Source organism: Pseudomonas sp. UTLPPB19802, assembly GCF_059730225.1.
Map to the genome: position 1 here is coordinate 1,180,977 of NZ_AP048545.1, position 26,454 is coordinate 1,207,430.

The 26,454-nt window shown below is 62.5% G+C and carries 23 protein-coding genes; 12 read left to right on the forward strand and 11 right to left on the reverse strand.

All coding sequences use genetic code 11. The features are described 5' to 3' along the window. Positions 1-5: 5 nt before the first annotated feature. The 7 genes from AC6I6U_RS05305 to AC6I6U_RS05335 all read left to right on the forward strand — a co-directional run bounded on the left by AC6I6U_RS05305 (position 6) and on the right by AC6I6U_RS05335 (position 7,831). Positions 6-1,028, forward strand: coding sequence for a putative 2-aminoethylphosphonate ABC transporter substrate-binding protein (locus AC6I6U_RS05305; protein ID WP_497880988.1), 1,023 nt, complete (start codon positions 6-8; stop codon positions 1,026-1,028). Between the two features lie 199 nt (positions 1,029-1,227). Next, positions 1,228-2,367 (forward strand): TIGR03364 family FAD-dependent oxidoreductase, encoded by a 1,140-nt coding sequence (locus tag AC6I6U_RS05310; RefSeq protein WP_497880989.1) that lies wholly within the window; start codon positions 1,228-1,230, stop codon positions 2,365-2,367. Further along, positions 2,364-2,966 carry a phosphonate degradation HD-domain oxygenase gene (locus AC6I6U_RS05315; RefSeq protein ID WP_497880990.1) on the forward strand — a complete coding sequence of 201 codons (603 nt, stop codon included), beginning with the start codon at positions 2,364-2,366 and terminating at the stop codon, positions 2,964-2,966. Before AC6I6U_RS05310 ends, AC6I6U_RS05315 begins: the two co-directional genes overlap by 4 nt. A gap of 183 nt (positions 2,967-3,149) precedes the next feature. Continuing rightward, positions 3,150-3,308 (forward strand): hypothetical protein, encoded by a 159-nt coding sequence (locus tag AC6I6U_RS05320; RefSeq protein ID WP_497880991.1) that lies wholly within the window; start codon positions 3,150-3,152, stop codon positions 3,306-3,308. A 103-nt stretch (positions 3,309-3,411) separates the two neighbouring features. Beyond that, a complete protein-coding gene (locus tag AC6I6U_RS05325) occupies positions 3,412-4,692 on the forward strand; it encodes an HlyD family secretion protein (protein WP_497880992.1) in 1,281 nt (426 codons plus the stop codon). Then, a complete protein-coding gene (locus AC6I6U_RS05330; protein ID WP_497880993.1) occupies positions 4,689-6,848 on the forward strand; it encodes a peptidase domain-containing ABC transporter in 2,160 nt (719 codons plus the stop codon). Before AC6I6U_RS05325 ends, AC6I6U_RS05330 begins: the two co-directional genes overlap by 4 nt. 173 nt (positions 6,849-7,021) lie before the next feature. Next, complete coding sequence (locus tag AC6I6U_RS05335; RefSeq protein ID WP_497880994.1) at positions 7,022-7,831, forward strand: lysophospholipid acyltransferase family protein; 810 nt, start codon at positions 7,022-7,024, stop codon at positions 7,829-7,831. A gap of 19 nt (positions 7,832-7,850) precedes the next feature. On the opposite strand, the gene AC6I6U_RS05340 is transcribed toward AC6I6U_RS05335, so the two are convergent. Both AC6I6U_RS05340 and AC6I6U_RS05345 read right to left on the reverse strand, forming a co-directional pair. Next, positions 7,851-9,224, reverse strand: coding sequence for a GTPase/DUF3482 domain-containing protein (locus AC6I6U_RS05340; RefSeq protein WP_497880995.1), 1,374 nt, complete (start codon positions 9,222-9,224; stop codon positions 7,851-7,853). Beyond that, entirely contained in the window at positions 9,217-10,596 is a 1,380-nt protein-coding gene (locus AC6I6U_RS05345) for a DUF2868 domain-containing protein (RefSeq protein ID WP_497880996.1), read from the reverse strand. Before AC6I6U_RS05345 ends, AC6I6U_RS05340 begins: the two co-directional genes overlap by 8 nt. Before the next feature lie 83 nt (positions 10,597-10,679). Between AC6I6U_RS05345 and AC6I6U_RS05350 the strand changes: the two genes are divergently transcribed. Beyond that, the gene (locus tag AC6I6U_RS05350) at positions 10,680-11,192 is read left to right on the forward strand and encodes a dihydrofolate reductase (protein ID WP_497880997.1); all 513 of its coding nucleotides are present in this window, start codon (positions 10,680-10,682) and stop codon (positions 11,190-11,192) included. A 263-nt stretch (positions 11,193-11,455) separates the two neighbouring features. Here AC6I6U_RS05350 and AC6I6U_RS05355 read toward each other — a convergent pair whose 3' ends face one another. Further along, entirely contained in the window at positions 11,456-12,847 is a 1,392-nt protein-coding gene (locus AC6I6U_RS05355) for an L-cystine transporter (RefSeq protein WP_497880998.1), read from the reverse strand. A gap of 243 nt (positions 12,848-13,090) precedes the next feature. On the opposite strand from AC6I6U_RS05355, the gene AC6I6U_RS05360 reads away from it, so the two are divergent. Further along, positions 13,091-14,146 (forward strand): HAD family hydrolase, encoded by a 1,056-nt coding sequence (locus AC6I6U_RS05360; RefSeq protein WP_497880999.1) that lies wholly within the window; start codon positions 13,091-13,093, stop codon positions 14,144-14,146. Positions 14,147-14,215: 69 nt separating this feature from the next. Here AC6I6U_RS05360 and ilvD read toward each other — a convergent pair whose 3' ends face one another. The 5 genes from ilvD to AC6I6U_RS05385 form a co-directional block, all read right to left on the reverse strand. Then, complete coding sequence (gene ilvD, locus AC6I6U_RS05365; RefSeq protein ID WP_497881000.1) at positions 14,216-16,063, reverse strand: dihydroxy-acid dehydratase; 1,848 nt, start codon at positions 16,061-16,063, stop codon at positions 14,216-14,218. A gap of 257 nt (positions 16,064-16,320) precedes the next feature. Continuing rightward, on the reverse strand, positions 16,321-17,523 hold the full coding sequence (locus AC6I6U_RS05370; RefSeq protein ID WP_497881001.1) for a multidrug effflux MFS transporter: 1,203 nt from the start codon (positions 17,521-17,523) through the stop codon (positions 16,321-16,323). 39 nt (positions 17,524-17,562) lie between these two features. After that, on the reverse strand, positions 17,563-18,744 hold the full coding sequence (locus AC6I6U_RS05375) for an MFS transporter (RefSeq protein WP_497881002.1): 1,182 nt from the start codon (positions 18,742-18,744) through the stop codon (positions 17,563-17,565). After that, the gene (locus AC6I6U_RS05380; protein WP_497881003.1) at positions 18,744-19,835 is read right to left on the reverse strand and encodes a SagB/ThcOx family dehydrogenase; all 1,092 of its coding nucleotides are present in this window, start codon (positions 19,833-19,835) and stop codon (positions 18,744-18,746) included. The genes AC6I6U_RS05375 and AC6I6U_RS05380 overlap by 1 nt, the downstream gene beginning before the upstream one ends. Before the next feature lie 399 nt (positions 19,836-20,234). Further along, positions 20,235-21,431: a class I SAM-dependent rRNA methyltransferase gene (locus AC6I6U_RS05385; protein WP_497881004.1), complete on the reverse strand. Its 1,197-nt coding sequence runs from the start codon at positions 21,429-21,431 to the stop codon at positions 20,235-20,237. Between the two features lie 198 nt (positions 21,432-21,629). Here AC6I6U_RS05385 and AC6I6U_RS05390 point away from each other — a divergent pair, with 198 nt between their 5' ends. The 3 genes from AC6I6U_RS05390 to AC6I6U_RS05400 all read left to right on the forward strand — a co-directional run bounded on the left by AC6I6U_RS05390 (position 21,630) and on the right by AC6I6U_RS05400 (position 23,693). Then, on the forward strand, positions 21,630-22,442 hold the full coding sequence (locus tag AC6I6U_RS05390; RefSeq protein WP_497882990.1) for an HDOD domain-containing protein: 813 nt from the start codon (positions 21,630-21,632) through the stop codon (positions 22,440-22,442). A gap of 34 nt (positions 22,443-22,476) precedes the next feature. Then, a complete protein-coding gene (mutM, locus tag AC6I6U_RS05395) occupies positions 22,477-23,289 on the forward strand; it encodes a bifunctional DNA-formamidopyrimidine glycosylase/DNA-(apurinic or apyrimidinic site) lyase (protein WP_497881005.1) in 813 nt (270 codons plus the stop codon). Positions 23,290-23,354: 65 nt separating this feature from the next. After that, positions 23,355-23,693, forward strand: a complete 339-nt coding sequence (locus AC6I6U_RS05400) for a multidrug transporter (RefSeq protein ID WP_497881006.1) — start codon at positions 23,355-23,357, stop codon at positions 23,691-23,693. 154 nt (positions 23,694-23,847) lie between these two features. Here the strand turns inward: AC6I6U_RS05400 and AC6I6U_RS05405 are convergent, their stop codons facing one another. The 3 genes from AC6I6U_RS05405 to AC6I6U_RS05415 all read right to left on the reverse strand — a co-directional run bounded on the left by AC6I6U_RS05405 (position 23,848) and on the right by AC6I6U_RS05415 (position 26,435). Then, complete coding sequence (locus AC6I6U_RS05405) at positions 23,848-24,099, reverse strand: YfhL family 4Fe-4S dicluster ferredoxin (protein WP_017124885.1); 252 nt, start codon at positions 24,097-24,099, stop codon at positions 23,848-23,850. Between the two features lie 147 nt (positions 24,100-24,246). Then, entirely contained in the window at positions 24,247-24,726 is a 480-nt protein-coding gene (gene coaD, locus AC6I6U_RS05410; protein ID WP_497881007.1) for a pantetheine-phosphate adenylyltransferase, read from the reverse strand. Between the two features lie 113 nt (positions 24,727-24,839). Next, on the reverse strand, positions 24,840-26,435 hold the full coding sequence (locus tag AC6I6U_RS05415; protein WP_497881008.1) for a GMC family oxidoreductase: 1,596 nt from the start codon (positions 26,433-26,435) through the stop codon (positions 24,840-24,842). Positions 26,436-26,454: the final 19 nt, after the last annotated feature.

Consider the following 26,454-nt stretch of genomic DNA (forward strand, 5'->3'; position numbering starts at 1 on the left):
GCATCATGTTCAAGCCTTTGACTCTTGCCGCTGCCGTCCTCTCGCTGTTCAGCCTGAACGCCTTCGCGGCGAAGACCGAGCTGACCGTCTACACCGCCCTCGAATCCGAGCAGCTCAAGAGCTACAAGGATGCGTTCGAGAAGGCCAATCCGGACATCGGCATCAAGTGGGTCCGCGATTCCACCGGCATCATCACCGCCAAGCTGCTGGCCGAGAAGGCCCGGCCACAGGCCGACGCCGTGTGGGGCCTGGCCGCCTCCAGCCTGGCGATTCTTGACCAGCAAGGCATGCTGCAGAACTACGCGCCCAAGGATCTCGGCAAGATCGGCGGCAACTACCGCGACCCGGCCAACCCGCCCGCCTGGGTCGGCATGGACGTCTGGGCCGCGACCATCTGCTTCAACACCGTTGAGGCCGAGAAGCAGCACCTGAGCAAGCCGGTGAGCTGGCAGGATCTGACCAAGCCCGAGTACAAGGGCAAGATCGTCATGCCCAACCCGGCCTCGTCCGGTACCGGCTTCCTCGATGTCAGCGCCTGGTTGCAGACCTTTGGCGAGAAGCAGGGCTGGCAGTACATGGATGACCTGCACCAGAACATCGGCCAGTACGTCCACTCCGGTTCCAAGCCGTGCAAGCTGGCGGCGGCGGGCGAGTTCCCGATCGGCATCTCCTTCGAATATCCGGCGGTGCAGCTCAAGCGCCAGGGCGCGCCGCTGGACATCGTCCTGCCGAAGGAAGGCCTGGGCTGGGAGATCGAGGCCACTGCGGTGATCAAGGGCACCCCGCACGAGGAAGCCGCGAAGAAACTGGCCGACTTCTCCGCCAGCCCGGCGGCAATGGAACTGTACAAGGAAAACTTCGCCGTGCTGGCCCAGCCGGGTATCGCCAAGCCACAGACCGAACTGCCGGCCGACTACGAGCAGCGCCTGATCAAGAACGACTTCGCCTGGGCCTCGAAGAATCGCGACGAGATCCTGGCCGAATGGCGCAAGCGCTATGACGGCAAGTCGGAGAAGGTTGCCCAGTAATTCAACCGACTGCATCCAATCCTTGTGGCGAGCGGGCTCGTCGGAACGCCGCACCGCCGCGTTCGGCGGCGTAGCCGTCGTAGACCCTGTGATTTCATTCTGTCTGGCACAACCGGGTCGCTGATTTCAGGGGCGCTGTGCGCCCCAGCGCGGGCGAGCCCGCTCGCCACAGGTATCGATCTTTCCTTCAGGACCATTCATGACTTCTCACAGCGACATCCTCATCGTCGGCGCTGGCATCCTCGGTCTGTCCCACGCCTACGCCGCTGCCCGCCGTGGCCTCAAGGTCCGGGTCTTCGAGCGCACCGCCACGCCCCTGGGCGCTTCGGTGCGCAACTTCGGCCAGGCCCTGGTCACCGGCCAGACGCCGGGCGTCATGCTCGACCTGGCCCGCGCCAGCCGTGAAATCTGGGGCCACTGGTCGCAGCAGGCCGGCTTCGAACTCAAGCGCAACGGCAGCTTTCTCTTCGCCCGCAGCGAAGCCGAGGAACATTTGCTGGAAGCCTTCTGCGCCGGCCGTGCCCAGGAACATGGCTACCGGGTAAAACTGTTGCAGGGGCAGGCCCTGGCCGAGCTGCAGGGCGGCCAGTTCAGTCATCACCGCGCCGCCCTGCATGGCCTGGACGACCAGCAGTTGTATTCCCGCGAGGCGCTACCGGCCCTGATCGACTACCTGCGTCGCGAGCTGGGCGTCGAGTTCCACTTTTCGACCCTGGTCCGCGAGGTCGCCCCCGGCCTGTTGCACAGCACTGCCGGGATATTTCGTGGTGAGCGCATCGTGGTCTGCTCGGGACACGACTACCAGACGCTGCTGGCCGAGTCGCTGGCGACCTTGCAACCGAGCATCTGCCGCCTGCAGATGCTCCGCGCCCGCCCGTTGTCGAGCGGGCTGAAGCTGCAACACTCGGTGCTGACCGGCTTGAGCTGCGTGCACTACGGCGCCTTCGCCGATCTGCCGGAAGCGGCGGCCATCCGGGCGCAGATCCAGCGCGAAACCCCACACCTGCAGGAACACGGCATTCACCTGTTGATCAGCCCGACACCCCACGGCGAACTGATTATCGGCGATTCCCACCACTACGGCAGTGATCCTTCGCCGTTCAATGCCGAACAGGTGGACAACTGGATGCTGGAACTGGCCGAGCACACCCTGGATTGCAAGGTCCAGGTGCTGGAACGTTGGCAGGGTGTCTACGGCGCCAGGGGGCCGGGGCCGTTTTCGTTCTTGCAGGCGGCGCCCGGCGTGCATGCGGCATTGATGCATACCGGGGTTGGCATGAGCGTCGGCCCCGCCATGGCCGAAGCCAATATCGCCACGCTGCTGGGAGAAAGCCCATGAGCCGGGTCGAACAGGTGCTGGACGAGGTGTTCGGTCTCTACCAGCAGTTCGGCAGTGCCGACTACATCGCTGAGCCGGTTTCGCAACTGGAGCACATGTCCCAGGCCGCGCAACGGGCGATGGCCGAAGGCTATGACGACGAAGTGGTCCTGGCGGCATTCTTCCACGATATCGGGCATCTCTGCCCGTGTCCGGCGCAGGCGGGGCAGGGCATGGGCGGTTATGGCGTGGCCAGTCATGAACGGCTGGGCGCGGATTACCTGCGTCGCGCCGGGTTCAGCGAGCGCCTGGCGCTTCTGGTGGAGTATCACGTGCAGGCCAAGCGTTATCTGACATTGGTCGAGCCGGGATACTACGAGCGCCTGAGCGAAGCGAGCCGGCGGACGCTGGACTACCAGGGCGGCAGGATGTCCGAGCAGGAGGCTGCGGACTTTGCCAGGAACCCCCTCTGCGACTTGAGCCTGCGCATGCGCCAGTGGGATGAGCAGGCCAAGCGGATGCACATTCCGGTGATCGACCTGCAACTCTTGAGAAACAAGGCGCAACATCTGCTGAGCCAATCCGTTATGGATACTACAACCCTTGGCGCCAAGTCCTGACCCTGGCGGTGACGATTCAAGTGCCGGGTTCTCGCGGGTCTTATAGTTGCCCTTTGCGTTGATTGGGAAAATGGTCGCGCACACCAGCCATGCCTTCGGGCCTGTGGGAGTGCGATGAAATTCAAGCCGGACGCTGTGTTCGGCCTGAAGTGTTTTTCATAACTCGATCAATGAGGTATCCCGATGGAAGATGTTAAGCAGCAAGACAATGCCCCGCAGGAAATGACCCTCGAAGAAACCATGGAGGTCCGCGGGGCTGGTTGGGGGGCCGATGCAGGGGACGCGGTCAACAATTTCTTCGACAACCTCGGCACTTTCTTCAAGCATGCAGTCAAGTCGTAACCGTCCCTGAGACCATGAGCTGAAGCGACAGCAGCAGATGGGGCGGCCCGATGGCATCGCCCTGTCTGCCTGTTGCCTGAACTTCCCCGGTACGGATTGATTTATGCTCGAGTGGGGGACGGTGACTCCGAGGTCGGCACTCCGACCATCGCTGTTGGGCGGTGTCCTCGGCCTCTTTGTCGTGGCAGTACTGGTGCTGTTGGCAACGGGAAGCTATGCCCGGAAGGAAGAGGTCCAGGGGCGGGTCATGACCCGCGATGTGGTCCGTATCGCCAGCGAGAAGGCAGCCCATGTCGATGAGCTGCTGGTCGCGACCGGCGAACCGATCAAGCGTGGCCAGCCATTGATTCGCTTGCGCACGGTGGACCCGGAAAATATCGAGGCTGACGGTGACCAGTCCCTTTCTGTCATGAATATCGAGCGCTTGCACAAGTTGCTCGATGAACTGGCGACACAGGAGAACCAGGCCCGGTCCGCCCACACCGCCGAAAAAGACCTTCTACGACGTCAGTTGCAGCAACTGGATGAGGATCTGGCGCTCAACACCCGCATCGGGCAATCGATCCAGCGTCGGGTCCGCGTTGCCCAGGATGAGCGGCGGCGCCATGAACAATTGGCCGGAGAGGGTGCAGTTTCCGGTTCAGACCTGGACCGTGTGGTCGTCGTCCACGAAGCGGCGCTGGAAGACCAGGCCGGCAACGAGTTGGCCAGGGTCAGCACGCAGCAGCGCAGCCTGGAGTTGCAGCAGCGCGTAGGCCAGGCGGAGCAGGACCTGGCGACTCGCCTGGGACAGTTCGCCCGTCAGCGTAACGAGTGGCTGGAGCGTCTGGAGTTCCTGGGCAAGAGCCAGGGCTATGTCCTGCTGTCGCCGGTGGATGGCATCGTCGATACGGTGGCGGTATTTGTCGGCGGCAGGGTCGAGAGCGGTCAGCCGATACTGCTGTTGCGCGTGGTCCAGCCTGGGCCTGCCCGGCTTCGGGTCCAGCTTGATGTCAGCTCGTCGAGCATTGGTTTCGTCACTCCCGGCACCGAGGTGACCTTGCGTTTCGATGCATTTCCCTATGAGCGCTATGGCGTTGTCAAAGGCACCGTCGTCCACAGTTCCGCCAGTACCTACCGGGCGGCGATCCCCGGCGTGGTCAACGATGAGTCGCGCGAGGTGCCCACCTATCTGGTGGAGGTGGAGCCCGACTTCAGCGCCGCTCACGTCCGTATTCGCCGGGACTGGCTCAGGGACGGCATGACCCTCCGGGGCTCCCTTGGCCTGGAGCGCCTGAGCCTGCTGGAATGGCTGTTCCTGCCCGTACTCAAGGGTGTTGAGCGCAATCCCGACGCATGGCCGACGAGTCGGGCTGCACCGGTGCGGGTGGACGAACCGGCATGAGCCAACTCAAGGCGGTACTGCGTGACGCCCTGGCTCGTTCCCGGCAAAGGCTGCGCAAGCGGGTGCCGGTAATCCTGCAGGACGAGATGTCCGAATGCGGCCTGGCATCGATTGCCATGATCGCCGGTTATCACGGCAAGCACTTGGCATTGCGCCAGCTGCGTCGGGACTACAGCGTGGCGCGGGATGGGATGTCGCTGTTCCAGGTCATCAAGGTCTGCGATGAACTGGGTTTTACCTGTCGACCGCTGAAAACGCTGCTCGATGGGCTCAGGCAGTTGCGCACACCGTCGATCCTGTTCTGGAACACGCGACATTTCGTAGTACTGGAGGCCGTGACCAGAACCGGCTTGCATGTGGTCGACCCGGCAGTGGGCAGGCGTTTCTACACCTGGGAAGAAGCGCTGCCGATGTTCAGTGGCGTGGCCCTGGAAATGCTGCCGGGCCTGGCTTTCATTCTTCAGTCCGGGACCAGGCCATCAGCATCGCTGGGCTGTGCCAGCCTGTTGCGCAAGAATCCCTGGCTCCTGCGCTACCTGGTTCCCATGGGTCTGCTATCGGTGATCGGCTATCTGGGCGGGATTGCTGCGCCAAAGCTATTCTCCCTGACAATCGACGAAGTCGTCGCCAAGAACGACGAAGATTTCCTCTACCTGATCCTGTACGTCTTCGGCGGGATCTTCCTGTTCAAAAGCGTTGCCGCCTGGCTGCGGGCGGTGCTGGATGCGCAACTGCGGGTCGCGTTGACCCAGGATCTCTCGACCGGCGTCATTGCCCGGTTGCTGCGCCTGCCGCTCGGTTACTTCGAGCGCCGGGCGCCTGGAGATATCCTGCGTCGTACCCAGGCGGCGGACAAGGTGTTCCTGCCGTTCACCTCGGGGTGGATGGACATCGGTATCGACAGCCTGTTTGGCCTGGTTTTCCTGCTGTTGATGGCACTGATCAATCTCAAGCTGGCGGGCTTGTCCCTGGCGTTGTGCCTGCTGTTTTTTCTTTTCCGTGGCCTGACCCTCCCGCTGATGGAGACGCGCCACAAGGCCTCGATCGAGGCCGAGACCCTGCGCAATGTCACGCTGCTCGGAGCCCTGGATGGCATCGAGTCGATGAAACTCCATCAGTACGAAGCGACGAAGCTGGCGGCCTGGAGCAATCGGCAGGCTGACACCGAAACGGCCCGCGCCGGGGTCCAGCGCATGCAGGCGATGAACCAGGTGGTGCATGACGGCCTGTCCCATGGGCACTCCCTGCTGGTCAGTGCCTTGGGCGCCTTGGCGGTGTTGAACGGTGAGAACAGCGTCGGCGACCTGTTTGCCTTCGTGCTTTACAAGGACATGTTCATGGCATGCGCCTTCAAGCTGGTGGATGGCTACATGAGTCTGCGACTGGTGCAGGTCGAGCTGGGGCGGCTGGATGACATCGTCGACGAGCAGCCGGAATCGTTCGAGTCCTGCGTCTACAGCAGCAGCCCAGTGGGGCAGCCGGAACCGATCAACGCCATTCATATGAAAAATGCCCGGTTCTGCTACAGCTCGTTCGAACGCCCGACCTTCGACAAGCTGGACTTCACCCTGGAGGGGCCGGGGGCGAAGATCGCCATCCTGGGACCTTCCGGTTGTGGCAAGAGCACTTTCCTGAAGGTGCTGGCCGGCTTTTATCCGCTGGATGATGGCCGGTTCCGGATCAACGGCCAGGCGATGCGGCATTTTGGCTTGCGTCGCTATCGCCAGGGGGTGGCTTATGTCATGGCCCATGGTGAAATCGTCGACGGTAGCGTCGTCGACAATGTCGTGATGGACGATGATCTCGATGGCGCATGGTTGCAGGCGTGTGTCGAGCAGGTGGGCTTGCTGACGTGCGTGTTGAAACTGGCCAATGGTTTCAACACGCGACTGGGGTCGACGGGTATTCAACTGTCATCCGGACAGCGCCAGCGTCTGCTGATCGCCCGGGCCCTGTATCGGCGACCGCAGTTGCTGCTGCTCGACGAGCCGACAGCGCACCTGGACCCGGCATCACGCGATGTGGTGATTGAAACGATTCGCAGGCTGCCCCTGTCCTGTGTCGTGGTGACCCATGACCGGGAGGTGGCACATGCCTGTACGACGGTGCTGCAGATGTGCGAAGGCCGCCTGGTACCATCGGAGCCAGCATGCTGACTCGCGGCTTGAGTGGCCAGGTCAGGCGCTGGTTGTTCTGGGCGGTGGTCAAGGCCAGGCTGCGCCGATACGGATTGCTCGCTCTTGCCCGGTGCTTTCGGGTCGCGGCGTGTCACACACTGTTGGCGTGGTTACCTGCTGTCCTGATGAGGTTGCCCCAGTGTTTGCGAGGCGTGGACTACCCTCGCAGCCAGCAGAACCTGCAACTCTTCGGTCACGATGCCGAGCGTTGTCGAGTCCTGGCCTGCCAGCACAGTGCGATCCAGTTTCAGCGCGGGCTTTACCAGCATCTCTACCGCAGCCATGAGCCAGTGCATCTACGGGCCTGGGTCCGGTCGATCCCGTGGATTGATCCTGGTGAGCACTGGCAACGCGGCGCCAGGCGTCCGACGATCATCATCTTGCCGCATTGTGGCGAATACTGGATGGCCGTGGCATGCGTGGTCGAGCGAACGAGCCCGTCTACGCGCTTCATCATCCCGATCTGGAACTTCAACGACCCGTTTACACATGGTTCGCTCAAGAACCTCGAAGGCCTTGGGCATGTCATCGAGGTGCTGGACAGCAACGATCCGCGAACTGCCCTGGCGATTGCGCGAGGGGTGAAACGAGGACATCAGGTGATCATTTTCTGCGACCTGCCGGTCAGCCTCGATGGTGTGCGATTTGGCGAACCGATGAACGGGAGGTTCTTCGGGCGCGATGCCCAGTTTGTCAAAGGTCCGCTGTTCCTGGCTTCGAAGCTGGGTTGTGATCTTCTGCTACTGGGGCATCGGGCCTGCCTGGGGCAGGTGGGGGAATTGCAGGTGATCGAGCGTATCTTCCGCGGGCCCGTCGAGCAGATGCAGCCCCAGTGGATAAGGGCGCTGGAGGGTTTCATTCTTGGGGCCCCGCAGGACTGGCTGTACTTGCCCAGGATGGAGGCGTTTCATCATCGGCAACGCTCAGCGAGTGATCGACGGCAAGTGGATAACCGGGCTTGAGCGAAGCCGGACGGCCTGCCTATTTTTCATCCAGTTTTTGCAAGAGCGTTTCAAGCTGCTCCTGGCGCTCGGCCTGGCTCAGCTTCGGTTGTGGGTTCAGCGAGGACCAGTGTGGGTGGGCACGAGCCTTGCCCAGTGCCTCCGGCAACTTGCCTTCGCGCCAGGATTTTTCCACAGGGGTGTCGATCGTGATGCTGTCCATCGCCGCATGGCCACGGGCCTCCAGCGCCAGCAACAATTGTCGTTGGCGGAGTGCGAGCAGGCGCAGCACGCTGTCATCGACCGTCAGTTCGCGCTGGCCCTTGAGCTTGCCGAGCAGGCGACTGCCGTAGCCGCGGGCAGTCTGCAGGGCGCCCCCGGCGACGGCCCCGACGAGGGCGGCGGCACCCAGCGTCAGGCCGCCGACCAGCAGGTCTACCCCGGCGCCTGCCGCAGCCCCGGCGGCAATCCCGCCGCCGACCTTCACCCCCAATTGCTTGAGGGTTTCCGGATTGAACAGGTCGTCGCCCCAGCGTCCGTCGAGCAGCGGCAGGTCGCTGGCGGCGGCGTCGTGGGTACGGAAGGCATAGAGCTTGAGCAAGGCCTCGACGCAACGCTGTTCGCGCTGGCGCACCGCCTGGCGCAATTCGGTGATGGCGCTGCTTTCGGCGGCCGCATCGCCGGCCACCTGGCGGCGGCAGGCGGCGCAATCGATCAGGAGTTCGGCAATCAGGCGATTGGCTCCTTGTCGGCGGACCAGGCGTTGCGCTTCCAGGTCACGCACCAGTCGTTCCAGCCGGGGCCGTGAACCTTCCAGCAGCAGGGCCAGGCTTTCGTAGAGGCGGCGCTCGCCATCTTCCGGCGGGGCGACGCTGTCAAACCGCACCAGCGCATGCAACCCAAGGCGGGCCAGGGCCTGGCGCCAGCCGTCTTCGCGCTGGTCGGCGCTGCTGACGAAGTTGAGCACGGGCAATAGCGGTTTGCCGCAACTGGCGAGTACCGACAGTTCGTCGCGGTATTTGGCCAGCACCGGCTCGCGGGCATCGATCACATAGAGTCCGGCATCCGAGGCCAGCAACTGGCGCAGCACCTTGGCTTCCTGCTCGAAGCGCTGGCGGGCTTCGCTGCCTTCAAGGAAGCGGCTGATCCGTCCCGGCCCATCGAGGCGCTCGCCGGGACGGTCGAGGCGTTCGAGGTAATCGAGCAGGGCGATGGCATCTTCCAGGCCGGGAGTGTCGTACAGCTCCAGCAGTGGCTCGCCGTCCACCGACAGCCGTGCACCCTCGACATGGCGGGTGGTGCTGGGGCGGTGGGAGACTTCACCGAAGCCGACGTCCCGGGTCAGGGTACGCAGCAGCGAGGTCTTGCCGACATTGGTGTGGCCGACCACGGCCAGTTTCAGCGGCTTAGTCATGGCCGGTCTCCAGCCAGGTCAGTGGGGCGCTGTCGGCAAACGGCAGTTCCAGCTGTTGCAGCGCGTTGTGCCAGTCGCCGAGACGATCGGCGTCCAGTGCCTGGCCGGGTGGTGCCTGCAGCAGCCAGATGCGTGTGGCGGCGGCGCTGCGGGCCAGCTCGGCGATCAGCGCGAGGCTACCGCGATCCGGCGAGCGTCGCGGGTCACAGGCGATAGCCAGGCGTGCAGGCGGGAAGCGGCTCAGTTGCTCGAGCAGTTTCTGCCGGGACTCGCGGCTGTCGAGCACACCGGCGTCGCGGACTTCCCTGGGCAGTGCTGGCGGCCAGGGCCGCTGGTCGTCCAGTTCGATGGCCACCAGCAGCGCGCCGGCGCTGTCCTGGTGGCTCACCCCTGCTTCGGCGTTGTGCAGTTGCGCAGGTGCGGCGTCGCTGATACCCAGGCGTTCGCTGCTGGGCATCAGGCGTTCACGCAGGTGGGCATAGCCGGGCAGGTTCGGGTCCAGTGCCAGCGCGCGAACGCCGCTCTTCCAGCGCCACAGGCACAACACCGCGAGCAGCAGGCGTGGTAGCAGGCCATAGACCACCAGTACCCCGACCAGCCAGCCGGCCCAGGCCTGGCGGGCGTTTTCCAGGTCGATGGCGGCGTTGCCGCTGGCCCGGATCATCGCCTCGCTGGGGACGCTGAAGCCCAGCAGCGCAGGCAGGGCACCGAGGCCCTGGGTCAGCCCGACAAAGGTGTCGCCGCCGAGAATGGTGGTTTCCCAGACGAAGCCGTAGCGCCGGGTGGCGAGCAGTGTCAGCAGCAGCATCAGAGCGCAGCCCAGGGCCAGCAGCCAGAGGCCATGGACGACCACGCCGATGGCCCAGCGATTCAGGCGCCGGCGTTGTAGCAGGAGTACCAATGCTGGCACCAGTTGCACCGCCTGGGCATCGCGGGCGAACTTTTCGCTGAGCCACAGCCACAGTCGACCCAGTATGGCGCCATGGCCGCCGGCGAAGAACAGTCCCAAGGCCCAGCTCGCCAACAGCAGCAGGTTCAGTCCGAGCAGGCTGCCCAGGGCCCAGAACACATTGACTGGCAATTGGCCGTTGCCGAGGGCGGCGAAGGCCAGGCCGGCACCGCTGAGCATCACCAGCACGGCGAGCAGCAGCAGGGCCAGGCGTGCACCTTGCAGCCAGTGCTGCAGGGCGGCGAGCTGGCCGTCGCGTTCGGCGAGCCGGAGTGCGCGGTGCTGGATGCGGGTGGCCAGGTCGCCCCCGGCGGCGCGGGCGCGACGGTTGGCTTCGAGGTCTTCCAGGGGGCCGGCCTGTTCTTCACGCAGGCGTACGGCCTCGGTCAGCCAGAGGCGTTGCAGGGGAGTCGGTTCAGTCACGCGCCATCCTGTTGCGGGGGAGTGCCAGAAGCATAACCGCTGTGGCTAGTGCCTGCACCCAGGTGTCGGGTATCCTCGCCAGCATGAAAACCAAACTCCCTCTCAGCCTGATCGCGGCCCTTGCGGAAAACCGCGTGATCGGCGTCGATAACAGCATGCCCTGGCATTTGCCGGCGGACTTCAAGTACTTCAAGGCCACCACCCTGGGCAAGCCGATCATCATGGGTCGCAAGACCTGGGATTCCCTCGGCCGGCCATTGCCGGGGCGTTTGAACCTGGTGGTGAGCCGCCAGGCCGGGCTGCAACTGGAAGGCGCCGAGGTGTTCCACTCGCTGGATGCCGCGCTGATGCGGGCCGAAGAGTGGGCGCTGGAGCAGGGCGTTGGTGAGCTGATGCTGATCGGCGGGGCGCAGTTGTATGCCCAGGGCCTGGAGCAGGCTGATCGCCTGTACCTGACCCGGGTCGGCCTGAGCCCGGAAGGCGATGCCTGGTTCCCGGAGTTCGACCTGAACCTGTGGCAACGGGTTTCCAATGAGCCGCATCCGGCGGAAGGCGACAAGCCGGCGTTCAGCTTTGAGGTTTGGGAGAGAACCTGAAGGGTAATGAGCGGACTTGCGTGTTGAGCCCGCTATCGAGATGAGCGGGCTTGTGTGGCGAGCGGGCTTGCCCGCGCCGGGGCGCAAAGCGCCCCCGAATCAGCTTGCACATCGTGTCAGGCAGGACAGGGTCAGAGAGTTTGCGGCTGCTTCGCAGCCGAACGCGGCGGTGCGGCGTTCCGACAAGCCCGCTCGCCACAGAAACCTGCTCAACCTGTCAGTCTGCCCGGCACATGGGCCGGCCCACCACTACTAGGAGCCGATCAGGCCTGCGCCAGCTCCGCATGTTCATCGGCATCCAGCAGGCGCTTGTCGGTCTGCTTCATCACCTGGCTGGTGATGGTCCCGGCGGTCATCGAACCGCTCACGTTCAGGGCGGTTCGGCCCATGTCGATCAGCGGTTCCACCGAGATCAGCAGCGCGACCAGTGACACGGGAAGACCCATCGCCGGCAGCACGATCAGCGCGGCGAAGGTCGCCCCACCGCCCACACCCGCCACGCCCGCAGAACTCAGGGTAACGATGGCCACCAGGGTAGCGATCCACAGTGGGTCCAGCGGGTTGATGCCCACGGTCGGCGCCACCATCACCGCCAGCATCGCCGGGTACAGGCCGGCACAGCCGTTCTGGCCGATTGTCGCACCGAACGAGGCGGCGAAGCTGGCAATCGACTGCGGAATCCCCAGGCGACGGGTCTGCGCCTCGATGCTCAGCGGGATGCTCGCGGCACTGGAGCGGCTGGTGAAGGCAAAGGTCAGCACCGGCCAGACCTTGCGGAAGAAGCGCAGCGGATTGATCCCGGCCAGCGACAGCAGCAGGCCATGGACCACGAACATCAGCCCCAGGCCGATGTAGGACACCACCACGAAACTGCCGAGCTTGATGATGTCCTGCAGGTTGGACCCTGCCACCACCTTGGTCATCAGCGCTAGTACGCCGTAGGGTGTCAGCTTCATCACCACGCGCACCAGGCGCATTACCCAGGCTTGCAGGGTGTCGATGGCATTGAGCACTTTCTGGCCTTTATCCGCATCATCCTTGAGCAGTTGCAGGGCGGCCACGCCGAGGAAAGCGGCGAAGATCACCACGCTGATGATCGAGGTCGGCTTGGTCCGGGCGAGGTCGGCGAAGGGGTTCTGCGGAATGAACGACAGCAGCAGTTGCGGCACGTTGAGGTCGGCGACCTTGCCCGCGTAGTCGCTCTGGATGGTCTGCAGGCGGGCCATTTCCTGTGCGCCGGCCACCAGGCCTTCGGCGGTCAGACCGAAGAGGTTGGTCAGGCCAATGCCGATCAGCGCGGCGATGGCAGTGGTGAACAGCAGCGTGCCGATGGTCAGGAAGCTGATCTTGCCCAGTGATGAGGCATTGTGCAGGCGGGCGACGGCGCTGAGGATCGAGGCGAAGACCAGCGGGATCACGATCATCTGCAGCAACTGCACGTAGCCGTTGCCCACCAGGTCGAACCAGGCGATGGAGGCCTTGAGTACCGGGTTACCGTCGCCATAGACCGTATGCAGGCCGATGCCGAATACCACGCCAAGGGCCAGGGCGAGCAATACCTTTTTGGCCAGGCTCCAGGAGGTATGGCGGGTTTGCGCCAGGCCCAGCAACAGGGCGAGGAACACCAGCAGATTGAGAATCAGCGGCAGGTTCATGAAAGCTCCGGAAACGATGAGTGCCAATCACTCTGGGTCGGTGATTGTGAACCGGCCAGCCTAACAGCTTGATATATATAGATTTAATATCTAAATGGAATGTCGACTGTCGTTTTTGGAATAAGCCGGTGGCGCTGGGGCGCATGCCGGTGGCGGGATCAGGACGCAGTCGGTCGTCCTCGGGTGAGAACTGTCACATGGATTTGTTAGCGTCGATGCCTTTCAGCCAGGAAGATACCGCCCATGAAATTCGCCCACAAACTCCTTGCCGCCGCACTCTGCCTGGGCCTTGCCGGCCAGGCTCTCGCCACCGAGCTCAAGCATTGGCCAGAGGCCCAGGCCAAGCAACTGGAGGCGATGATCGCCGCCAACGCCAACAAGGGTAATTTCGCGGTGTTCGACATGGACAACACCAGTTACCGCTATGACCTGGAAGAGTCGCTGCTGCCGTACCTGGAGAACAAGGGGCTGATTACCCGCGATACCCTGGACCCTTCGCTGAAACTGATCCCGTTCAAGGACACCGCCGACCACAAGGAAAGCCTGTTCAGCTACTACTACCGCCTCTGCGAAGTCGACGACATGGTCTGCTACCCATGGGTGGCCCAAGTGTTCTCGGGCTTCACCCTCAAGGAGCTCAAGGGCTACGTCGACGAAATGATGGCTTCGGGCAAGCCGGTACCGAGCACCTACTACGATGGCGACGTGGTGAAGAACATCGAAGTGCAGCCGCCGAAGGTCTTCACCGGCCAGGTCGAGCTGTACAACAAGCTGATGGAGAACGGCATCGAGGTCTACGTGATGACCGCCGCTTCCGAGGAGTTGGTGCGCATGGTCGCGGCCGATCCCAAGTATGGCTACAACGTCAAGCCGCAGAACGTGATCGGCGTGACGACCCTGCTCAAGGACCGCAAGACCGGCGAACTGACCACTGCACGCAAGCAGATCAGCGCCGGCAAGTATGACGAGAAGGCCAACCTCGGCCTGGAACTGACGCCATACCTGTGGACCCCGGCGACCTGGATGGCCGGCAAGCAGGCGGCGATCCTGACCTATATCGACCAGTGGAAGAAACCGGTGCTGGTCGGTGGCGACACGCCGTCGAGCGATGGTTACATGCTGTTCCACAGCGTGGATGTGGCCAAGGGCGGCGTGCACCTGTGGGTCAACCGCAAGGACAAGTACATGACTCAACTCAACGGCATGATCAAGAGCAACGCCGAGGCTCAGGCCAAGGAAGGTCTGACGGTGACGGCGGACAAGAACTGGGTGATCGTCAAGCCGGAAGAGATCCAGTAAGGCTGGGGCGCTTCAAGCAGGCAATAAAAAGCCCGGCACATTGGCCGGGCTTTTTATTCGCGGTGGTGCTTACGGCACCAGCTTGTCCAGCATCGCCTTGTCGCGGACCGCGCCCTTGTCGGCGCTGGTGGCGAGCAGGGCGTAGGCTTTCAGGGCGCTGGTGACCTTGCGTGGGCGTTTTTCCACCGGTTTCCAGCCTTTCTTGTCCTGTTCGGCTCGGCGGCTGGCCATTTCCTCGTCGCTGATCAACAGGTTGATCGAGCGGTTCGGAATGTCGATCAGCACCTTGTCGCCGTCCTGCACCAGGCCGATCGCCCCCCCGGCAGCGGCTTCCGGAGAAGCGTGGCCGATGGACAGGCCCGAGGTACCGCCGGAGAAACGGCCGTCGGTCAGCAGGGCGCAGGCCTTACCCAGGCCCTTGGACTTCAGGTACGAGGTCGGGTAGAGCATTTCCTGCATGCCCGGGCCGCCTTTCGGACCTTCGTAGCGGATGATCACGATATCGCCGGCCTTCACTTCGTCGGCGAGGATGCCGCGTACGGCGCTGTCCTGGCTTTCGAAGATCTTCGCGTTGCCTTCGAAGACCAGGATCGACTCGTCGACACCGGCGGTCTTCACCACACAACCGTCCAGGGCGATGTTGCCGTACAGCACGGCCAGGCCGCCCTCTTGCGAGTAGGCGTGCTCGACGCTGCGGATGCAGCCGTTCTCGCGATCGTCGTCGAGGCTGTCCCAACGGGTCGCCTGGCTGAATGCGGTCTGGGTCGGGATACCGGCCGGGCCGGCCTTGAAGAAGGTGTGCACCGCTTCATCGTCGGTCTGGGTGATGTCCCACTTGGCAATGGCATCGGCCATGCTGCGGCTGTGCACGGTAGGCAGGTCGGTATGCAGCAGGCCGCCCCGGGCCAGCTCGCCGAGGATGCTGATGATGCCACCGGCGCGGTGCACGTCTTCCATGTGGTACTTCTGGATGTTCGGCGCGACCTTGCACAGTTGCGGCACCTTGCGCGACAGGCGGTCGATGTCGCGCAGATCGAAGGCGACCTCGGCTTCCTGGGCAGCGGCCAGCAGATGCAGGATGGTGTTGGTGGAACCGCCCATCGCGATGTCCAGGGTCATGGCGTTCTCGAACGCCTTGAAGTTGGCGATGTTGCGCGGCAGCACCGACTCGTCGTTCTCGCCGTAGTAGCGTTGGCACAGCTCGACGATGCCACGACCGGCCTGCAGGAACAGTTGCTCGCGGTCGGCGTGGGTGGCCAGGGTCGAACCGTTGCCCGGCAGGGCCAGGCCCAGGGCTTCGGTCAGGCAGTTCATCGAGTTGGCGGTGAACATGCCGGAGCACGAACCGCAAGTCGGGCAGGCGCTGCGCTCGTACTCGGCAACCTTCTCGTCAGAAGCGCTGGAGTCGGCAGCGATGACCATGGCGTCTACCAGGTCCAGGCCGTGGGAGGCCAGCTTGGTCTTGCCGGCTTCCATCGGGCCGCCGGAGACGAAGATCACCGGAATGTTCAGGCGCAGGGCGGCCATCAGCATGCCGGGGGTGATCTTGTCGCAGTTGGAGATGCAGACGATGGCGTCGGCGCAGTGGGCGTTGACCATGTACTCGACGGAGTCGGCGATGATTTCGCGGCTCGGCAGCGAATAGAGCATGCCGTCGTGGCCCATGGCGATGCCGTCATCCACGGCGATGGTGTTGAATTCCTTGGCGACGCCACCAGCGCGTTCGATTTCGCGGGCGACCAGTTGGCCCATGTCCTTGAGGTGGACGTGGCCAGGCACGAACTGGGTGAAGGAGTTGGCGACGGCGATGATCGGTTTCTTGAAGTCGGCGTCTTTCATCCCCGTGGCACGCCACAGGGCGCGAGCACCGGCCATGTTGCGGCCGTGGGTGGATGTTTTCGAGCGGTAATCAGGCATGGAGCACTCCGGGCGGCTAATCAGGTAACAAGTGGGGAGTGAGCTTCTACTGACCCTCGGGAACACCTGGAAAATGGCCGTGTGTCCGAAAGCTGCCGATAACGACACGGGATCGCCGTGCGTTTCAGCTTGAGCTCATAAACCCGCCGGGGGATGACTGGCGATGAATAGAGCGATTCTACACCGCTGGCGTCTGGAAGGAATGGGCCTGCGTGTGGAGGTGTCACGGAACCTGGTGGACGAGAAAGCGCTGCTGTTCATTCCGTGATTGCTTGTGCACGACGTTGGATCAGAGTGTTCAGACTCAAACCGATAGTACTTAAAAGCAAAAAAGCCCAACCCAGAGTCGATTGCAGCTCTGTGCCGCTGAGATTGATCAGCATGCTGACCAGCCCCCCACAGATGAAAATCAGCGTATTGCCGGCGGAAGCGCTGGCTCCCGAGTGGTTGGGAAATCGCTCCATTGCCTTGGAGGTCGCTGCGGGTCTGGTTGTCGTAATTCCCGTCGTACAAATGATCATGGGTAGTAGTATGGCTAACGGAGAAGTCCTGAATATATCTGGTAGATAAATCAGCAGCAGCCCGGCAGTGGACATCATGCAAAGGCCAATGATGATCTGGGTACTGGTAGTTATACGATTGCTAATAGCTCCAGCCAAGGCCCCGCCTACTATATAGGCGATTCCGTATGTGAGAAGAACTAGCGAGAATTGATATTGGGAAAGTTGTAGCTGTTCCATGAAAATCAGTGGCGAAATCACTATGAATGAAAAGTGGCAGGAGAATGCGATGGCAGCCATGAGCCAGTAGCCGATAAATAATTTATCCGTGCAGAGGTGGCGGTAGGACTCAAGGATTGAGTGCCGAGTATTATCTTTGGTTGGGGTGTTTTTCAGGGTTAAGCAGGTTTTTATAAAAACCGCGGCAGCTAGCGCAAAAAACAGGTAGAAGCTGCCTCGCCAGTCCAGTAACTCTTGAAGGACAGTGCCAGCCAGTGGCGAGATGGATATGAATACTCCGCTGGCGGTGACGATCATGATTCTCAGGTGATCTCGTTCTTTCCCAGTGAAAAGATCTTGAATCAGCGCTTGAGACAGAACAAAGCAACCACAGCCCAGTGCCTGAATGATGCGAAAAAACGTGAATGATCTGTAGTCGCTGGAAAACCCGCACCTCAAGGCCCCTATCATTGACACCAGTACTCCCGCGAGTAAGAGGTTTTTTCTACCGACTCGGTCTGATAAGGGACCAATGAGCAACTGGGAGAAAGATATTCCGATGGCGAACAGGCTTATGGAGAGGGCGATGTCAGTGGGTGGACGGTCGAAGTGTCGTGCCATCGCCGGAATAGAGGGTAACAAGACATCAATGGGAAAGACGCCAAGCATTACTATGAGTAGAACTAACCGGATGGCTGACTTCTTATTGGTTCTTTTTGTGAGCAGTTCTTTACCAGTCATCTATTAGTCCTATTAACGGGGCAGGCGCAACGGCAGCAATCAGCGTCCGGTCCTGGCGCTGCTGAGCAGCCCGAGCAGACTGAAGAGGACGAAGCCCATGCCGATGGTCGGTAGCAGGAGGACGCCGCTTTTGGCCAGCAGCGCACTGCTGGCGGCCGCTGCGAGGAACATGATGGTATTGCCTGCCGACGCCGCGGTGCCGGCGTTCGCCGAGAACAGCAGCATTGCTGCGGAGATCGCTGCGGGGCGGGTGATGCTGACGGCGGCGGCGCTCAGGCACATCGGCAGCAGCAGGCTGGCGGTGGAGACAAGCTCCAGTTGCACGACCAGCAGCAGCGCCAGGCCGGCAGCACCGAGCAGGAGCAGGCCAATATCGATCTGTGCACGGACGTCCAGGCGCCTCTGCAGCCAGGCGGCCAGTACCCCGCCGAGTAGATAGGCCGCGCCGTAGATCAGCAGCACCATGGCGTATTGGTATTCGGAGAGGCGCAAGCCGTCCATGAAAATCAGCGGGGAAACGCTCGTCAGGGCAAAGTAGGCGGAAAACACCAGCGCCGCGATCTGCCAGTAGCGGCGGAAGTCGCCGTGGCTGAGGATCTGTCCTATCGACTGGGCCCCAGCCGAGCCTTGCGCCGTTTCTGTTGCGGGTCGCCGGGGCACTACCCGCAACGCCAGCAGGAAGAGACCCGAGGCGACCAGGACAAAAGCATGGAAACTGCCCTTCCAGCCAAAATCATCCAGCAGCCAGGAGCCCAGCAGGGGTGACAGGGCGACGAACAGCCCACTGAAGCTCATGTAGCAGATGCGTACGGGGGCGCGCTCCTGGGGGGCGAACAGGTCTTCGACCAGCGCCAGGCCGAGGACGAAGAAACCACAACCCAGCGCCTGGACGCAGCGGAAGACCAAAAAGAGCATGAAGCTAGTGGCCAGGGTGCAGCCGATGGCGCCCACGCAGGAGAGGGCGAGGCACGTCAGCAGCACCCCTTTGCGCCCGAATCGATCGGAGAGTGGACCTGTCACCAGTTGCGAGAAGGCGAAGACCAGGGTGAACAGGCTGACTGCCAGGGCGATATCGGCGGTCGATGTGGCGAACTGCTCCGCCAGGGCTGGAAATGCGGGCAGCAGGACGTTGAGCGGGAAAAAGCTGATCAGCGAGATGCCCGTGACCAGCAGCAGTCGGGAGCGGTCCGATTGTCCTGTGGCTGTCTCGGTCGACCGCATCAAGGGTTTTCCGGTGGCGTCGTGAGCAGTTCCCGAAGGTCGTCGCAGATCGACTCGCCATGGCTGTAGCCCGCCCCGACGAACAGCAGTGGCTGCTCGCTCAACCCCTCCAGGTGCAGTGCCTGCTCGATTTTCCGTTCGGTCAGCGCCGCAGTCACCCACGTCTTCAGGCCCAGGGCGGTGGCGGCGAGCTGGAAGGTTTGCGAAAGGTGCCCGGCTTCCAGCAGGGCGACGCGATAACCCTGGGAGTGTGGATACTTCCACCACATCTTGTCGAACCGACAAGTAAGGAATATGCCGAAGGGCAGGTTGTCGATGAACTGCTGTCCTTGCACCAACATTGCCAAGGGCGCGTCGAGACCTCTTATAAGCGTTAGTGCATGTTTGTCCGGATGATAATAATAGAAGCCCGGTCCGATGCCATCAATGTTGCGAATATACAGATAGCCCTCGCAACAATTCAGGCCGCCTCCCGAGGGACTGCTGCGGCGAGCGCGAAAAGCCTCTGGTATGGATGGGTCGATATCAACTTCGCGTTCTTTCAGGTATCCCAGGGAAAGATAAAGGATCGTGCTGAGGTGTTCGCGGGAAATACGCCGGTTCAAGAACTTTCGACAAGTCTTGCGTTGCAGGAGGACGCTGGTGAAGTCGACGTTGCTGCCATCGCCATGACCTGGTAACGGGGTGGGGAGGTGGATCATGTCCTGGTGCAGCGCGCTGGCGTGGCGGTGGGGCAGCGGCAGTTGGCGCTGCATCACTTCCCGGCAGTGGGCCAGATAGTCTCGTGCCCATTCTGCGCTGCTGGCTGGAGTATTTGCCAACGGCAGGTCACGGGTGCCGATATGAAAGATCCTCGACAGGTCGTCCCAGCCCCAGTGATCGTGGCCGAAGGGGCTCACGCTGAGAATGCCGGTACTGATGAAGGTCGAGTCGACAGGGTGGTTCGGGTCGAAGCGGGAGGGCTTCTCGACCAGTTCTGTCAGCCGATCGGCATGAGGTTTATCCATCGAATACTGTTCATGGGACCTGTAGTTCCAGATGACAAGTGCAGGTGGCCTTAGCAGGATGAACAGGTCGGGATTTATATGCATGAACTTATGCCCGTATCTTGGTTTTCAGGCCGGATCGATAGAAGGGGAGAGTCGATCCGGCCTGCCTCGGGTTTATTTCGATGTTCCGAGCATCGCGTGATGGCCGGCGGATACTTCGTGTTCAAGTTTTATCTTTTCCATTCTCGTATCTCCTTGTCTGTTTATATCGCCACATGCTGAGGCGATAATTCAGATAATAGGCTCGTGAGGAAAGTTGGCAACAGGTAGTTATGTAGGGTATGTCCGAGTTATATGTCGGTCATATCCAGTAATTGATCGCGGACGAATGACTGCGGAACTTTCGAGAGGGTGGGCGCCGGAAGGATTTCAACTTGAGGATGGCAGGAGATTGCCAGCGAGGCGCCACCCGCCCTGGGATCAGGGCGGGACGCCAGCCACTCAGCTGTTGGGCAGCAGGCGGCAGGTGATGCTCTTGATATAGCGGGTTTCCGGGATCGCCGGATGCACCGGATGGTCCGGGCCCTGGCCGCCGCGTTCCAGCAATTGGATATTGCGGTCCAGGTGGCGGGCGCTGGTCAGCAGGATGCTCTGCAGGTCATCTTCCGGCAGGTGCATCGAGCACGAAGCGCTGACGAGGATCCCGTCCTTGCTCAGCAGGCGCATGGCCTGTTCGTTCAGGCGGCGATAGGCGCCTTCACCGTTCTTCAGGTCTTTCTTGCGCTTGATGAACGCCGGCGGGTCGGCCACGATCACGTCGAAACGCTCTTCGGCGGACTTCAGCTCCTTCAAGGCCTCGAACACATCGCCTTCGATGCAGGTCAGTTTCTCGGCAAAACCGTTCAACGCAGCGTTGCGCTCCACGCCGTCGAGGGCGAAGCCCGAGGCGTCGACGCAGAACACTTCGCTGGCGCCGAAGGCCGCGGCCTGTACGCCCCAGCCACCGATGTAGCTGAACAGGTCGAGGACGCGCTTGCCCTTGACGTAAGGGGCCAGGCGCGCGCGGTTCATGCGGTGGTCATAGAACCAGCCGGTCTTCTGACCCTCCATCACCGGTGCCTCGAACTTCACGCCGTTTTCTTCCAGGGCGACCCACTCCGGGACCAGGCCGAACACGGTTTCGACATACCGCTCCAGGCCCTCGGCATCACGCGCCGCCGAGTCGTTCTTGAAGAGGATGCCGCTGGGCTTGAGCACCTGCACCAGTGCGGCGATCACATCGGCCTTGTGCTGTTCCATGGTCGCCGAAGCGAGTTGGACCACCAGGATATCGCCGAAACGGTCGACCACCAGGCCCGGCAGCAGGTCGGAATCGCCGTAGACCAGGCGGTAGAACGGCTTGTCGAACAGCCGCTCACGCAGTGACAGGGCGACGTTGAGGCGGTGCACCAGCAGCGACTTGTCCAGCGGCAGCCGGGTATCGCGCGACAGCAGGCGGGCGCAGATCAGGTTGTTCGGGCTCATGGCGACGATACCGAGGGCCTTGCCGCCGGCGGCTTCGAGGATGGCCTGGTCACCGGCCTTGAAGCCGTGCAGTGGGGTCGCGGCCACGTCGATTTCGTTGCTGTAGACCCACAGATGACCGGCGCGCAGGCGGCGATCGGCATTGGCTTTGAGGCGCAGGCTGGGCAGGGACATGACGTCGCTCCGGGAAAAAAGAGCGGAATTATAGCGGGAGTCGCCGGGTGGCGTGTCGTCAGTTTTCATGTGATTGGGTTCACAGTTCGCCCATTCGGATCCACTTTTCCGCTAGAATCGGCGACTCGCCCGGAGTGTGTACCAATGTCCCAAGAACTTTCAGCCGAACAGATCCAGCAGGCCTTGCAAGGCATCAGCGTGCCGCCCCAACCGCAGATCATGGTGGATCTGCAGATGGAGCAGTACATGCCTGATCCGGACCTGGATGTGATCGCCCGGTTGATCAGCCAGGACCCCGGCCTCTCCGGCGCGCTGCTGAAAATCGTCAATTCGCCCTACTACGGCCTGACCAACAAGATCGCCTCGATCCAGCGGGCAGTGACCCTGCTGGGCAGCCGTTCGATCATCAACCTGATCAACGCGCAGTCGATCAAGGGCGAGATGGCCGACGAAACCATCGTCACCCTCAACCGCTTCTGGGACACTGCCCAGGACGTGGCGATGACCAGCCTGACGCTGGCCAAGCGCACCGGCTCCCAGGCCATCGACGAGGCCTACGCGCTGGGGCTGTTCCACGATTGCGGAATTCCGCTGATGCTCAAGCGGTTCCCCAACTACATGACGGTGCTGGAGCAGGCCTACGCCGATGCCGGGCCCGACAAGCGGGTGGTGGATACCGAGAACCAGGCGTTCAACACCAACCATGCCGTGGTTGGCTACTACACTGCCAAGTCCTGGCGCCTGCCGGAGCATGTGACCAACGCGATTGCCAACCATCACAATGCCCTGGCGATCTTCAGCGATGAGTCGACCCGCAACAGCCAGTTGAAGAACCTGCTGGCGATCCTGAAAATGGCCGAACACATTTGCGAGTCGCACCGGGTCCTTGGCAGCCAGGCCGAGGACCGCGAATGGAATGCCATCGGCCACCTGGTGCTCGACTACGTCGGCCTGTCCGACTATGACTTCGAGACGCTCAGGGAAAATATCCGCGAGCTGGGTGCGAACTGAGCTGGCGCACGCCACCGCCTGACCTGGAATCACCATGCCTGAACTACCCGAAGTCGAAACCACCCGGCGCGGCATTGCGCCTCATCTGGAGGGGCAGCGGGTCAGCCGTGTGATCGTTCGCGACCGGCGCCTGCGCTGGCCGATCCCCGAGGACCTCGACGTGCGCCTGTCCGGGCAGCGCATCGTGCAGGTCGAGCGGCGAGCCAAGTATCTGCTGATCAATGCCGAAGTCGGCACCCTCATCAGTCACCTGGGGATGTCGGGAAACCTGCGCCTGGTCGAAGCCGGCCTGCCTGCGGCCAAGCATGAGCATGTGGATATCGAGCTGGAGTCGGGGATGGCCCTGCGCTATACCGATCCGCGCCGCTTCGGAGCGATGCTCTGGAGCCTCGAGCCGCTCAAGCACGAACTGCTGGCGCGGCTGGGGCCGGAACCGCTGACCGACCTGTTCGATGGCGAGCGGCTGTTCCAGCTGTCCCGTGGGCGCTCGATGGCCGTCAAGCCGTTCATCATGGATAACGCGGTGGTGGTGGGCGTGGGTAATATCTACGCGACCGAAGCGCTGTTCGCCGCCGGGATCGACCCTCGGCGCGAAGCTGGCGGCATCTCCCGGGCGCGTTACCTGAAGCTGGCCATCGAGATCAAGCGGGTCCTGGCCCACGCCATCGAGCGGGGCGGTACCACCCTGCGCGATTTCATCGGTGGCGACGGCCAGCCCGGCTACTTCCAGCAGGAGCTGTTCGTCTATGGCCGTGGTGGTGAACATTGCAAGGTCTGCGGCAGCATCCTGCGTGAGATTCGCCTGGGCCAGCGCGCCAGTGTGTATTGCCCGCGTTGCCAGAGCTGACCTGAGTCGCCGGCAGGCGCTATAGTGAGTCTTTGCCCCCAACTGCTTAGCCGAAGGATAGCGCCATGAACCCGTTCCGTACCCTGGCCCTGTTGCTGGCCCTGACCTTTGGCCTGCAGGCGCTGCCGGCCCTGGCCGAAGACGGGACCAGCGGCGACCCGACCTACCAGATCCAGAACCCTCCGGCCTACGCAATGATCGGCGACCTGCTGGTCGCCCGCCCGTTGTTGGTGGGGGCGACGCTGGTCGGCACGGCGGCGTTCGTGGTTTCGCTACCGTTTACCGTGTTCGGCGGTTTCAAGGGTGTAGGCAAGGCTGGCAAGGCGCTGGTGGTCGACCCGGGCAAGGCGGCGTTCGCTCGCTGCCTTGGCTGTACGGCGGAAGGTTTCGACGGCGATCAGTGAGTCGCTGCCTCTTCGCGGATGAATCTGCTTGCACAAGGGTGGCTGTGGTTCGCGAAATGTGTGGGCGGCACAAACCTATAGGAGCGTGGCTTGCCCGCGAAGAGGCCCCAACGTCTTGCCCGCACCCCTGGGCCCCATGGCAGGCCGCGGACTATCAGGCCTTGCCAGTAATCTTGCGATACTTGGCCATCAACTCGTCCTCGGTTTCCGGATGAGCTTCGTCCAGCGGGATGCAATCCACCGGGCAAACCTGCTGGCACTGGGGTTCGTCGTAGTGGCCGACACACTGGGTGCACAGGTTCGGGTCGATCACATAGATCTCTTCGCCCTGGGAGATGGCGGCGTTCGGGCACTCGGGTTCGCAGACGTCGCAGTTGATGCAATCGTCGGTAATGATCAGGGACATGGGCACTCCGGCCTGGGCAGCAGGCCCGGGCAACGTGAAAACTAATGTGCCAATTGTGCCGCATTGGCGCGCGCAGTGCACGCGGCTACGACGAGGCGAGCGTCAACGGCGCCGTTCGCGGCAGCTCCTGGAAGCTGCCGTTCGTGGTTACTTCTTGAAGCGCAGGGTCAGGGCGTCGGCCACTACCGGATGGACAAACTTGCTGATATCCCCGCCCAGTGCGGCGATTTCACGGACCAACGTCGAGGAAATAAACGAATAACGTTCCGACGGCGTGAGAAACAGGCTCTCCACTTCCGGCGCCAGTTGACGGTTCATGTTGGCCAGCTGGAACTCGTATTCGAAGTCCGACACGGCCCGCAGCCCGCGCAGAAACACATTCGCGTTCTGCTCCTTGGCAAACTGCGCCAGCAGGCTGGAGAAGCCCATCACCTCGACGTTGGGCAGGTGCTTGGTGACCTCGCGGGCCAACTCCACACGCTGTTCCAGCGGGAAAAGCGGGTTTTTCTTCGGGCTGGCGGCCACGGCAATGATCACGTGGTCGAACAGGCGCGCAGCGCGTTCGACCAGATCGCCATGGCCCTTGGTAATCGGGTCGAAGGTACCTGGGTACAACACTCGGTTCATCGCGTCGTCCTGGCGGGAGTCCGTTGGGGACTCGGATGGTATCGCAGCCTTTCCTGTCGGCCAAGTCAGGACGCATGGAAGAAAGCCCTATAGACGTTGTAAATATTCTCCTTCTAGGCGCTTTTCAGGCGTTCGGCCAGGGCTGTGGCCAACTGGGCCGTCAGTCCGTAGACCGAAAGCTGCGGGTTGGCACCGATGCTGGTGGGGAACAGCGAACCGTCATGAATCGACAGGTTGCGGAGTTGATGATGGCGCCCGAGACTGTCGGCGACCGCGGTTTTCGGATCTTCACCCATGGCGCAGCCACCCATCACGTGGGCGCTGCCCAGGCGGGTGCGGTAGGTTTCCAGGCGTAGGCCGTCGATCAGTGTCCTGGCCTGGGCGAGCGAGTTCACGTAGCCGGCATCGGCATGCAGTGGCAGCACCGACTTGGCGCCTGCGGCGAACTGGATCTCGGCCATGCTGTGGAACGCTCGGCGCAGGCCGTCCCAGGCATAGGGCGAGACCTGGTAGTCGAGCACCGGGGTGCCATCACCGCGCAGCTCCACTTCGCCACCTGGACTGTCCGGGTGAAAACCGTCACGCAGCAGGGCCAGCATCACGTGGGTGTGCGGCAGTTGTTCCATGCGCAGTGCGCTCTGCGGGCCGAAGCCACCCAACAGGGTGCTGGCCAGCGCCGGTTGCAACGGCGGCACCTCCAGTTTGTAGGACATATGCCCGGTGGTGCCGTCCAGCCACTGGAAGTGGTCGGAATAGATCGATTGCGGGGCGCCGTAGTAGGGATTGATCACTTCGGAGAACTGCCCGGCGGAGAAATTCACCAGGTGCAGGAAGGTACGTTTGCCTACGCGGTCGTTCGGGTCCGGTACCTTGGAACGCAGCAGCAACCCGGGGCTGTTGATGCCACCGCCGGCCAGCACGTAGTGCCGCGCCTTGACGGTGATCTTGTGGCCATTGGGCGCCACGCAGCGCGCATCCATGCCCAGGCATTGCAGGCTGCTGACCCTGTCGCCGTCGATCGACAGCCGTTCGGCGCGGGCCAGGTAGAGCAGCTCGCCTCCCTTTTCCAGGGTGGCGGGGATGGTGGTGACCATCATCGATTGCTTGGCATTGGTCGGGCAACCCATGCCGCAGTAGCCGAGGTTCCAGCAGCCGCGGACGTTGCGCGGAATGACCTTCCAGCTGTAGTTGAGCTTTTCGCAGCCATTGCGCAGCACGTCGTTGTTGGCGTTGGGCGGCATCACCCAGGGCGCGACGCCGAGGCGCTGCTCCATTTTCTCGAACCAGGGCGCCATCTCGGCGGCGCTGTGGCCCTTGACGTTGTGTTCCTTCGCCCAATGTTCGAGGGTCGGTTCGGGTGTGCGGAAGCTGGAGGTCCAGTTGATCAGCGTGGTGCCGCCCACGGCCCGGCCCTGGAGAATGGTGATGGCGCCGTCCTTGCTCATGCGGCCGATGCCTTCCTGGTAGAGGCTGGTGTAGGCCTCGTCTTCGAGCATCTTGAAGTCGTCACTGGTTTTCAGCGGTCCTTCCTCGATCAGCAGCACCTTGTAGCCGGCAGCGCTGAGGATTTCGGCGGTGGTACCACCGCCGGCACCGCTGCCGATGATCGCAACGTCGGCTTCCAGGGTCAGGTCCTGCTGCAGTTGCGAGCCGTTGTGGGTTTTCCAGCCGCGGGCCAGGCCTTCGCGGAACAGATCGGGTACCGGCATGTGATGCCTCTTTTTATTG

Coding starts and splice junctions, on each gene's coding strand:
- AC6I6U_RS05325 (WP_497880992.1), top strand. CDS start 3,412: ATGCTCGAGTGGGGGACGGTGACTCCGAGGTCGGCACTCCGACCATCG.
- ilvD (WP_497881000.1), bottom strand. CDS start 16,063: ATGCCTGATTACCGCTCGAAAACATCCACCCACGGCCGCAACATGGCC.
- AC6I6U_RS05360 (WP_497880999.1), top strand. CDS start 13,091: ATGAAATTCGCCCACAAACTCCTTGCCGCCGCACTCTGCCTGGGCCTT.
- AC6I6U_RS05370 (WP_497881001.1), bottom strand. CDS start 17,523: ATGACTGGTAAAGAACTGCTCACAAAAAGAACCAATAAGAAGTCAGCC.
- AC6I6U_RS05305 (WP_497880988.1), top strand. CDS start 6: ATGTTCAAGCCTTTGACTCTTGCCGCTGCCGTCCTCTCGCTGTTCAGC.
- AC6I6U_RS05340 (WP_497880995.1), bottom strand. CDS start 9,224: ATGACTAAGCCGCTGAAACTGGCCGTGGTCGGCCACACCAATGTCGGC.
- AC6I6U_RS05405 (WP_017124885.1), bottom strand. CDS start 24,099: ATGTCCCTGATCATTACCGACGATTGCATCAACTGCGACGTCTGCGAA.
- AC6I6U_RS05385 (WP_497881004.1), bottom strand. CDS start 21,431: ATGTCCCTGCCCAGCCTGCGCCTCAAAGCCAATGCCGATCGCCGCCTG.
- AC6I6U_RS05415 (WP_497881008.1), bottom strand. CDS start 26,435: ATGCCGGTACCCGATCTGTTCCGCGAAGGCCTGGCCCGCGGCTGGAAA.
- AC6I6U_RS05315 (WP_497880990.1), top strand. CDS start 2,364: ATGAGCCGGGTCGAACAGGTGCTGGACGAGGTGTTCGGTCTCTACCAG.
- AC6I6U_RS05320 (WP_497880991.1), top strand. CDS start 3,150: ATGGAAGATGTTAAGCAGCAAGACAATGCCCCGCAGGAAATGACCCTC.
- AC6I6U_RS05400 (WP_497881006.1), top strand. CDS start 23,355: ATGAACCCGTTCCGTACCCTGGCCCTGTTGCTGGCCCTGACCTTTGGC.
- coaD (WP_497881007.1), bottom strand. CDS start 24,726: ATGAACCGAGTGTTGTACCCAGGTACCTTCGACCCGATTACCAAGGGC.
- mutM (WP_497881005.1), top strand. CDS start 22,477: ATGCCTGAACTACCCGAAGTCGAAACCACCCGGCGCGGCATTGCGCCT.
- AC6I6U_RS05310 (WP_497880989.1), top strand. CDS start 1,228: ATGACTTCTCACAGCGACATCCTCATCGTCGGCGCTGGCATCCTCGGT.
- AC6I6U_RS05375 (WP_497881002.1), bottom strand. CDS start 18,744: ATGCGGTCGACCGAGACAGCCACAGGACAATCGGACCGCTCCCGACTG.
- AC6I6U_RS05380 (WP_497881003.1), bottom strand. CDS start 19,835: ATGCATATAAATCCCGACCTGTTCATCCTGCTAAGGCCACCTGCACTT.
- AC6I6U_RS05355 (WP_497880998.1), bottom strand. CDS start 12,847: ATGAACCTGCCGCTGATTCTCAATCTGCTGGTGTTCCTCGCCCTGTTG.
- AC6I6U_RS05350 (WP_497880997.1), top strand. CDS start 10,680: ATGAAAACCAAACTCCCTCTCAGCCTGATCGCGGCCCTTGCGGAAAAC.
- AC6I6U_RS05330 (WP_497880993.1), top strand. CDS start 4,689: ATGAGCCAACTCAAGGCGGTACTGCGTGACGCCCTGGCTCGTTCCCGG.